This window comes from Moorena sp. SIO4G3 (assembly GCF_010692305.1).
GTDB classification, from domain to species: domain Bacteria; phylum Cyanobacteriota; class Cyanobacteriia; order Cyanobacteriales; family Coleofasciculaceae; genus Moorena; species Moorena producens_A.
In genome coordinates this window covers 1-9,583 of sequence record NZ_JAAHIG010000336.1, presented here as the reverse complement: position 1 = coordinate 9,583, position 9,583 = coordinate 1, and the positions used below count along the sequence as shown (strand labels likewise).

The following is a 9,583-nucleotide window of genomic DNA, read 5'->3' as shown; positions in this document are numbered from 1 at the left end:
TATATGAGGGAAAGGTGGTTATTGAGGAAGAGGAGTTTACGGTTGAAGTGTTAGGAGGAGATGAACTGGTCAATACTCTTTTAGGTGTTTTGTGGTTACGAACAAAGCGTTTAGTTGTAGATTTTCCCATGGGAGTGTTAACCCTAGGATAAGCGAACGCATTACTGATAGTTAAAGAGGTGCGTTACACTTGGTTAACGCACCCGACAAGATAAGCGATCGCACTATTTTTCCTGCCATTCTTGCGGACATGGGTTGATGCACACCTTGAACATTTGATGGCGATCGCTTGAATGTTAAACTAAGTCAGCAAGTCACCTTGCTGACTCGTCTTCAATTATGCAACGCCAAATTAGCTGAATCTAACCACTATGAGCGTTCATTGTACTTTTATCTCAAAAGCATGATAAAGTTTCCTACAACGCTAAGATCTTGATTACTTTCACCAAAAACCTTAAGTGCATAACTGCCATCATCTCCTTGAATTACTTCAAGTTGTACTTGGTTGTCGATCTCAGTTTGAGTGTTCTGTAAATCTGGAGCAGGACGCACATAAACATAACTACTTGTTGCTCTGTAAACTACAGTCGCGTGTTCAACACCAATGATTAAACCTCTAAAATCTTTAAAAAAGCTTTGTGCTTCTTTATTAAAGGCTTCTTCATTAAGATTTGTTCCTAACATTGTCGGCGTGATTATTCTACATCCCGATCCCTTCAAGTTTGTTTGAGAAAGATTCCTATGAATATCATCTTCATTAGGTGCTGCCTTGTTCAAGTCCGGTTTTCCATTTTTAGTTTGTAATTCATTCCACATATCCTCAATTTCGTCTGGGGGGGCGACAAGCGCCCTGTAACCCTTGATATATCTTAAATTGAGCGAATTATGGTAAAAAAAGATAGGTCATAACTTGTCAATACGACCTATCAATTGAAAATGGTACCAGAATTATATCAAAAACATCTTAAAAATCTACTTTCTGAATCTCAATTATTGTTTTTTTACCTTATAATAATAATAATTAGACAAGACACCAAAAATGTCAAACTTGAAAAAATCGCAGAGTCACTCCCTTTACCCATTCAATTTAGCTCACGACGTAAAAAAATACAGAGATTTTTGTCCTTGTCTTGATGCAGTCGCTCATGGGGACTGCATCAAGACAAGGAGTTCAAAACTATGTAGCTAGAGTTAAATAATATGGGCGATTAACTAAAAGGCATAGCAGTTTTTATATTGGTACTTATGGCCAAAAGTGGATTAATTTTATGGATAAATGTTGGGGATTAGTTGAAAATTTGATTGATGCGTTTAAGTCGCGATAAGCTCGATAATTATTTACGAGGCATGAGAGCTATGAAGCTTATACAGTCTACTTTTTAGCTCTCATATCGCCCCCCCAGCAATTTCGTTGGTCTCATAGTATCGACCTAAATTTCTCAATACCATTTGTAGACTGCAAGGAAAGCATGACTGCTGATAAGCCATAGTTTTGTAATGAAAATTATATTGTTTTTTCCAAGGCATAGCTTTCTCCTATTTTTTAATGTTGATGTCAATGAATTGATAGAGCCTAACGCTCTTCCATCGCTGTCGTCGGAAAATAATCTAAAAGTCCCAACGGTCAACAGAGCAAACGCATCTAATTTTATGAATCCTATATATAGTGTTTTGGTAATTACCAAAACACTATATGTGGAAAATGCCTTGTCAACAAGCACAATAAGGCAGGGTTTATTAAGAACTATCCCCGGTTACCCAACAAGATGCGTTTACTCTGGAGAGCCATCTACCCAATCACCTTCTTTATTGTAGGTAATTATTTTTTTGTCTCCCCCTTCCAATACAACAGTTTTCACATTAGATCGATTATCGGCAATGATAGTGCCAGTTTCTTGATAATTGCCAAACCATATTTGGTATGTGTCTTTTGGAATCAATGTTGCTTTTCCAATATCCATTCCACTCGTTGTATTGACAAAAATGTTATTACCCTTTGCATCCTGTAATACCTCATGAGGGTTTCCTTGTAGATGATTTTTAATCAAAATAGAACCTGGGCTGCCGCCATTTTGGGGTTCACCAAATATACCGCTATCATCAAGATCTACTGTTTGTCCTAATTCTATGCTTTGACTTTTTCCGTTAGATTGGAAGGATGAGCCTGGAGAAAATTCTTGGCTACTATTCGCATAATTTACCTGGAAGGAAGGGATGAACAGTTTAAAGGTGTTTTGATATTCGTAGGATGGATTTTCAACCGTTGCTTTTGGTCCCTTCGATTGCCAAATAACCGTGAAATCTTGATTTACCATCTTGGCAAGAAATAAGCTATAGTTATTTTCTTTTTGTGCCTTGAGTTGCTCTTCATTAATGTACACTGTAATTTGTTCACTTGACATTTGATTGCTCCTTGTTGATGAGAACTTTAATTTGACTTTGGACAAAATTTAAAAATCTAATTGTTTGTCCTCCGTCTCTACACCCTTAAGACGATCTCAAAAACCTATTTCTGAATTTTTCGAGTTAGCACCAATTTTTTTATATCGACTCACCCCATTCAACCCATTCCAAAGCCCAAAACCCTTTATAAAACTAACTTTTAGCTGTTTCAGTGTGTTTGTTTAGAAAGCGTTCGCCTTCCACAAAAATAAAACCAAACGCTCCTTCATTACCAAACTTTACTAACTGCTATCGCTACCATTCGTACCCTAAAAAAAAAGAGATGCTCGTACCGAGCATCGCCTTCTACAAAAAGCAGAAGCGATCGCTCTTTCATACCCAAACCTTACCAACTGCGATCGCACTCCTTGATCTTTTTTTTTATTATTGGTTGAGATTGAATGGGAAGATTCATGATTTGGCTCCTAATTCAGGGTAAGCGCATCTTGTCAATAAACCTAGGGTGGTTCTCAATAAACCGGGTCTTGTCTTGATGCAGTCGCTCATGGGGAGGGGCTGTGTGCGAAACCTGCATCGCTATTGTGCTTATTCACAATAGATTTGATACATATAGTGTTTCTTGAATTCACTAAACACTATATGTAGGAATAAAAAAATTAGATGCGTTTACCCTGGCTCCTAATTAAACAGGATAACACTGCCCAAATTGATCTTGCCAAGATTTACCTCCAGAAAGTTTGCAGTTATGGCGATCTTTGTGATTAAGAATTTTGCCTTGACACTTTCTTGCACTCCAACAATTTTGTGTTTGGTTTTGATTATAATCTTTTATTTCTGTGTCCCTTAAAATTTGGTTTTCGTAGTCAAATGCCACCACTTCTTCAGCAGTTTTAGCAAGTATTTCCGATAACTGACCTTGTTTACTGAGTAGAACAGTTTGTCCCTCGGCAGCATGGGCTATGGGGACAGCAAATGTAACAACAGCCAGTAGGGCTAGCAAGAATCCGAAAATGCGCTTCATCTTTCTTTAGTTAATAGGGGTTAAAATTGAGACAAAATTTTATTTTTTTGTCTCAACACCTTAAAGACGATTACAAGCAGTGGTTTCTGAATTTTTCAAGTTAGAGTTTTTTTTATTTGATGCACCCTATGGAACAATCCAGAGAAGCAGTAGAGGGGGAGATCAACTTATCACTCCCAAACTCTACCAACTGTGATCGCATTCCACAAAAATAAAAGCGATCGCTCCTTCATTCCCAAACTCTACTAACTGCGATCGCCTTCAACAAAAAAGAAAAGCCATCGCTCCTTATTTGAACCTCTGCAATCCCTCAGTTTTCTACTTCTGACATCCTTTCAGAGGAAGGGTTTCAGGCTAGATTACCCCCGGTATCACCTTTGCTACTCTAGACCCTCCTAGGTGCGTTGTTTTGTCGCTAACGCACCTTAAAAGATTAGGCGATCACACTGCTATTTCACTACGACAAAAGCGTTATTGTGGAGGGTGTTCATGTTATTCTTGAATTCAGAAGGTAATATGGTTCTAAAACCAAGCAGCTAATCCCCCCAAACCTTTATCTGGTAGGGTTTATAGCTAACTAATCGCACACTACTTTGCCACTCAAACTCTCTGCTCTAAAGGATATAGTGATTGAGCCTTGAAAATACCTACCCATGTAAGTTCTGGCTTGATACTTGCAATCATGGTACTTTTCAAGAAATAGCTATAGCTTCAAATCCTTTTCAGGAGTTGCTACAAAGGAGGAGAGCGGGAAACTAACAGCAATTCTCCCCTTCCATTCCCCACCTCTGACTGTTTTTGCTTCTTCTGGACCACCAGACATAAATTCCCCCAACTTCCAGTTTCTTCCTCAAATAGTGCTAAAGCCAAAATTGGTGCAGCCAGCCTTTCACACACCGCTGCCTCAACGCACCGACAACTATCTTTATTTACCTCTAACTTCCCCTCAGAAGTAGCCGCAACAGTAACTGACTCAGAGTGCTGCACCAATCGCACTTCCTCACCCACAACACTCTCCACTTCCTCCACCGCCACAGATAATGCCACCGTCTCGCCCACAATCGGTTCAACTTCCCCATTCGGCTGGGACATTTCCCCAATTGCTGACTCAGTTGCTGCCAAAGTTGACGTAACCGATAATTCCCTATCAGTCTCATCCTCCCCAATAAAATATTCCCTCAACTCCTCTCGCAGAATGGCTCGCGCCTGGGAGATGCGCTTGCAGACATTCTGGTAGGAAATATCTTGCTGTTGGGCTATCTCTCGATAAGACAGTTCTTGATAAAAATGCAGGATAAAGGTCTGGTGCAGCCGAGCAGGTAAGTTATCAATGGCACGGCGGATGGCAATCTTTTTCTCGTCTGTTTCCAAAGCCCTTTCTGGCGTATCGTCACAGGAAACCAATCCTTTTTCCTCTGGAATCCCTTCTATATTCTCAACCTGGTTCGCGCTGCGACAATGTTCTCGATGAATATCCACGCAGAGGTTATGAGTCAGCTTTGTCAGCCAAGCCTTAAAATTAGCAATTTTCCCCGCAAATTTTTGCACCTTTTCCCATGCCTTGATCATCGCCCGACTCAGGGCATCTTCAGCATCGGTAGGGTTTCCACCCATCCACCTCAGACAGCGATGATAGAGATAGTCTCGATATTGCTGCCATTGCTGCCAAAACTCTTTCTGTGAAAAGTGATGAGATTGGCCCAATGCAGTAGAACTGGCTTCTAATTGAATATCTGACATCATATCATAATCAAGTTGTAGTAAATTTTAATTAAATTGACAAAAAATTGACAATAAATCCCTAAATCCCCCAATTATGGGGGACAAAAGAAAGTTGTGTTCCCTTTCCTTCTTCCGTTTTGGTTATGTCTACTTCTAGAACGATTTCGGAATCTTTTTGTGACCATAAATATTTTTATGCTTGATTGTGAAACTGCCAAGGCTTGTATCTCCTCTTTTTGATAGATAAACCTATCGATAGCGTTTGTATCTGGGTTGTGAACACAGGTATTTCAGGAAAAGGCATCCATGCAATAGGCAAAAGGCAAGATGGTAAAGAGATACGGAGTTTTATTGAACAATAAAAAAATACCTCATCAGTTTACATCTCATTTATAAATACTCGATATATCAATTCATAGGAAAAGCAGCTCCTTCCTTGACCCTTCATTGACATTAGGAAGGAACATCTTTTCCCTCCCATGACTGTCTGCTTGTTGTCATGGGAATATTTGCTGGTCGTGAAAAAAAACACACCAGCCTCTGATAGATCACTATTTAATATCCAGCTATAGAGCCTCTTTGGAGAGACACGCAGTGACGACAACTTTACTCTAAAATGGCGGTCCTCTATCCCCTTGAGCTAATTTGTGATTGCTGCTTGGCTCTACCTTTGTTTTGAGAGTACCCCACCAAGACACAATTGTCGCCAAAATCGGGATTGGGAACTGGGAAATATCCTTTTCTATTGGTACTTTTTGGCTCCCATTCCCTAGCAACAGTAATTGTCCAACCAACGCGGGTAATGCCTGGGAGCTTCTTTGCCTGCTTAAAATTTGCTGGTTTTTACTGTCCCTACTTCTGGGCTCTTTTTTAATTGGGATTACTTTTGGTATTTCAGATCCTGGATCAACTGCCAAATCTGGCTCTACCAGTGACATTATCTCTCCTCCCGTTTTCTCTAAATCCTGATCAGGCTCTTCCACTGAAGCAGACTCCGACACTGGCATCTGCCTTAAAAACTCCAAATTCTCAGTTGTCTCCTGCTCCCCTTTTCCTATTTCTTTGTCTGAGAGAGTGACATGGCTTTCTTCGTATTTTTCTTCCTTACTCTCCTGCTCTTCTACTCCCCTAATCTCCTGCAAAAGCGATGCAGCGCGGTCTTGGGGGTTCCCCCCATGAGCGACTGCATCAAGAAGGGCGATCTCCCCATAAGCCTTCTCATCCAACCCAGCCTGATACTTAGTTAACCGCTGTTGCAGTATTTTCCTAGCTCGTTGGATACGTTTACGAACGCTATCGTTGGAAATTGCCAGTCGTTGAGCTATCTCTTGGTGAGACAACTCCTGCTCAAAGCGCAAGACACATACCTGGCGCTGATTCTCGGGCAAATCCTCTAGAGCACTAAGGATTACCTCTAATAGTTCGCTCTTTTCTACAACTAAATCTGGGGTATCGAATTCCGTAACCAACCCATTCCCCTCTGGCACTGCCATCTCTTCCAGGTTTTCTACTCCGATTGCCCCAGATTTGTTTTCTCGATGTCGGTCTATACAGAAGTTACGGGCAAATTTGGTCAGCCATGCTTTGATATTAGTAATCTTTGCAGCAAATTTGGGCAATTTTTCCCAAGCCTTCAGCATGATCTCAGAAAGAGCATCTTGTGCTTGGGAGCGATTACCCCCCATCCAGCTCAAGCAGCGATTGTAAAGATAGTCTTTATAGTGTTCCCACAGGGGCCAAAAGGCGCTGCTATCTCCATCAGACAGTTTTTCCAGGAGAGGCTCGACCCAAGAACTTGTTTCTTTTTCCGTCTTTTCGCCCCATTGGCCATGAGAACTTAGGTTTGTTGCCAGCATCAGTCCTGATGAAACACCAAACTCAATTCGCCTTAATCTCATATTTGTAAATGGATCCCTGATCTAACCAGCTAATCAGAATCTAAAGAATCTAATCAGACTTGAAGTATTCCAATTTCATGTTTTTACAAAACTGAGATGCACCAAAATTAATTATTCCATACTCGTTATTGTCAAACAAGTTAGGTTAGTCAACTTAATAGTTTAAGTGTAGTCATAGCTTTAGTTAGAAGTTTTTGTTAATTTTTTTTACCTAATTCCTAATTGTTTAAGCTTATAGATGCCAATATTAATCAATAATTAAAAAATACGTCATGATAGAGTCCACTAATCATTTTTAAACAATGATTAGAGTATCCAAAATTCCTACATAGTTAATTAGCTCTTACCTCTAGCTTTTCTTTAAGGCAGGACTTAGGCGGTTAAGTTGCGCCCTAGCCCCCCAATTCTGGGGGTAATGATGTCAAAGTCCCCCAGAATTGGGGGATTTAGGGGGCACATGCGTAAGTCCTGTAAGGGATGCTGTTCACAACTCAAATATAAATCCTATAGGCTCTCTAGGGTTGAAAAAAAAAATTAAATTTTGTATTTAAAGGAACATATATTATTTTTTTATATTGCCATAATTAACCTCTAGGTAATCATTCATCTATTATCAGGTAATGCGCTACGCGCACGGGTGCGCGTTCAGTTATCAGTTTGTGAATCAAACAGGTAACCATTTTTTTTATATGAGTTAAGTCACAGGCTGGAAGCCTGTGCCACAAAGCTGACCGCTGAAGTTTTAAGTTACCTCTTTACCTCTTACTAGTGTTGGTAAAAAGTCCTGAAATAAAACTAGAACATCCTCCATAACAATCCGGTTTGAGGCTATCCTTATCCTTGCGGTTTTGTCCAGCCCACTTCTAAGACGGTTTCGGATTTATTTTGTGACTGCTGGATTTAAAATCTGGAAACTTGGCTGATCTTGTTTCCTTGTCCGGCGTTGCTGGGCGTTGCTGAATCAAGCAATGAATAGGAGTAGAGTGGGCATCCTGCCCGCGCGAAGATTGTAACAGGCAAGATGCCTGTTCCACCAAGATGCCCATTCCACGGCAAGATGCCCATTCCACGGCAAGATGCCTGTTCCACCAAGATGCCCATTCCACTAAAGCCTTAAAATCCATGATTAAGCCATGCCAGGAACAGGCAAGATGCCCATTCCACCTCAGCCTTAAAATCCATGATTAAGCCATGCCAGGAACAGGCAAGATGCCTATTCCACCTCAGCATTAAAATCCATGATTAAGCCATGCCAGGAACAGGCAAGATGCCCATTCCACCTCAGCATTAAAATTATTCCATTATTAAGCACCGCTGGAACAGGCAAGATGCCTATTCCACCTCAGCATTAAAATTATTCCATTATTAAGCACCGCTGGAACAGGCAAGATGCCCATTCCACCTCAGCATTAAAATCATTCCATTATTAAGCACCGCCATCGAACACGCACCCTACTCAGGGCGCATATCCTAAAAGCTATTTGACCTGATGCTGCATTACGAAACAGGCTCTCCCAACACTGCTAAGGAGGGGGAAAATTAGGGCGAGCTGCTCCCTAAAGAACCCTAAGTAACATTTATCAAAGTAAGACGCACCCTGCACCCTTTTGTCCGAGTGCAGCTTCGAGTTTACAGCCCCCAAAAGGCGCTGCTATCTCGATCAGACAGTTTTTCCAAGAGGAACTTGACCCAAGAAGCAACTTCCTGTTCCGCATTTTCGCCCCATGGGCGATCAGAACTGAGGTTTGTTGCCAGAATCAGTCCTGTTGATGCACCAAAACTCACTATCCCATACTTGTTCTAATAAAACAAGTTAAGTTCGTCAACTTAATCCTTCAAGTGCAGTCAGAGCTTGAGTTGGGATTGTTTATTAAATTTTTTTTCAGCCTTTTTTCTCTTTTTCTCCTCTTTTTATTAACCTTAAGTTAACTTGTTTTCTCTACTACACATTAACAACCTGTAAACTTCAACTTTTTACCTTCAATTTAAATTATGTTACAAAGGATTTGTAAACAATGATTAGAGGTTTTTACCTTCCCCAAAATGCCTATATATTTGATTATATCTAGCCTCTAGCCTCTAGCCTCTAGCCTTTCTTTAAAGGATTCTGTTCACAACTCAAATAGAAATGCTATCAGCTCTGTAGGGTGGGCAACATGTAATTAAAAATTTGGTCTCTAGAGAAAAATAGGGTAGTGGTAAAGATGTACTGATTTAGCTAGGGTCTGGTGAAAGTAAGGGGAGCTAAAATCACGAATTGTGTACCACTACCGAAAACAGATTATTTTTATTTCTATCTAAAGGGTGAAATAGAGATAACTAATATCAAGTCCGGTTGAATACCCATAATTAGAGGGAGGGTGGGGAGATGGGGAGATGGGGAGATGGGGAGATGGGGAGATGGGGAGATGGGGAGATGGGGAGATGGGGAGATGGGGAGATGGGGAGATGGGGAGATGGGGAGAGGGGGAGATGGGGAGATGGGAGATCGGAAGAGGACACGTCTGAACTGGAGTGAGCGGAAGTTGTCCGGCTCGTA

General features: G+C 40.9%; 9 protein-coding genes. 2 read left to right on the top strand and 7 right to left on the bottom strand.

Going from position 1 to position 9,583, the window contains the following annotated elements; translation table 11 throughout:
• Window positions 1-390 precede the first annotated feature (390 nt).
• Entirely contained in the window at window positions 391-816 is a 426-nt protein-coding gene (locus tag F6J99_RS35550) for a hypothetical protein (protein ID WP_293120252.1), read from the bottom strand.
• Window positions 817-1,772: 956 nt separating this feature from the next.
• Complete coding sequence (locus F6J99_RS35545) at window positions 1,773-2,402, bottom strand: hypothetical protein (RefSeq protein ID WP_293120250.1); 630 nt, start codon at window positions 2,400-2,402, stop codon at window positions 1,773-1,775.
• 323 nt (window positions 2,403-2,725) lie between these two features.
• Here F6J99_RS35545 and F6J99_RS35540 point away from each other — a divergent pair, with 323 nt between their 5' ends.
• The gene (locus F6J99_RS35540; protein WP_293120248.1) at window positions 2,726-2,881 is read left to right on the top strand and encodes a hypothetical protein; all 156 of its coding nucleotides are present in this window, start codon (window positions 2,726-2,728) and stop codon (window positions 2,879-2,881) included.
• 204 nt (window positions 2,882-3,085) lie between these two features.
• Here the strand turns inward: F6J99_RS35540 and F6J99_RS35535 are convergent, their stop codons facing one another.
• From F6J99_RS35535 to F6J99_RS35515, 5 genes are all read right to left on the bottom strand, one after another.
• Window positions 3,086-3,424 (bottom strand): hypothetical protein, encoded by a 339-nt coding sequence (locus tag F6J99_RS35535; RefSeq protein WP_293120246.1) that lies wholly within the window; start codon window positions 3,422-3,424, stop codon window positions 3,086-3,088.
• Window positions 3,425-4,156: 732 nt separating this feature from the next.
• Window positions 4,157-5,167 (bottom strand): sigma-70 family RNA polymerase sigma factor, encoded by a 1,011-nt coding sequence (locus tag F6J99_RS35530; RefSeq protein ID WP_293120244.1) that lies wholly within the window; start codon window positions 5,165-5,167, stop codon window positions 4,157-4,159.
• Window positions 5,168-5,757: 590 nt separating this feature from the next.
• The gene (locus F6J99_RS35525) at window positions 5,758-7,044 is read right to left on the bottom strand and encodes a sigma-70 family RNA polymerase sigma factor (RefSeq protein ID WP_293120242.1); all 1,287 of its coding nucleotides are present in this window, start codon (window positions 7,042-7,044) and stop codon (window positions 5,758-5,760) included.
• Window positions 7,045-7,907: 863 nt separating this feature from the next.
• A complete protein-coding gene (locus F6J99_RS35520) occupies window positions 7,908-8,168 on the bottom strand; it encodes a hypothetical protein (protein ID WP_293120240.1) in 261 nt (86 codons plus the stop codon).
• Window positions 8,169-8,673: 505 nt separating this feature from the next.
• Window positions 8,674-8,829 carry a hypothetical protein gene (locus F6J99_RS35515; protein WP_293120238.1) on the bottom strand — a complete coding sequence of 52 codons (156 nt, stop codon included), beginning with the start codon at window positions 8,827-8,829 and terminating at the stop codon, window positions 8,674-8,676.
• A gap of 591 nt (window positions 8,830-9,420) precedes the next feature.
• Between F6J99_RS35515 and F6J99_RS35510 the strand changes: the two genes are divergently transcribed.
• The gene (locus F6J99_RS35510; protein ID WP_293120236.1) at window positions 9,421-9,552 is read left to right on the top strand and encodes a hypothetical protein; all 132 of its coding nucleotides are present in this window, start codon (window positions 9,421-9,423) and stop codon (window positions 9,550-9,552) included.
• Window positions 9,553-9,583: the final 31 nt, after the last annotated feature.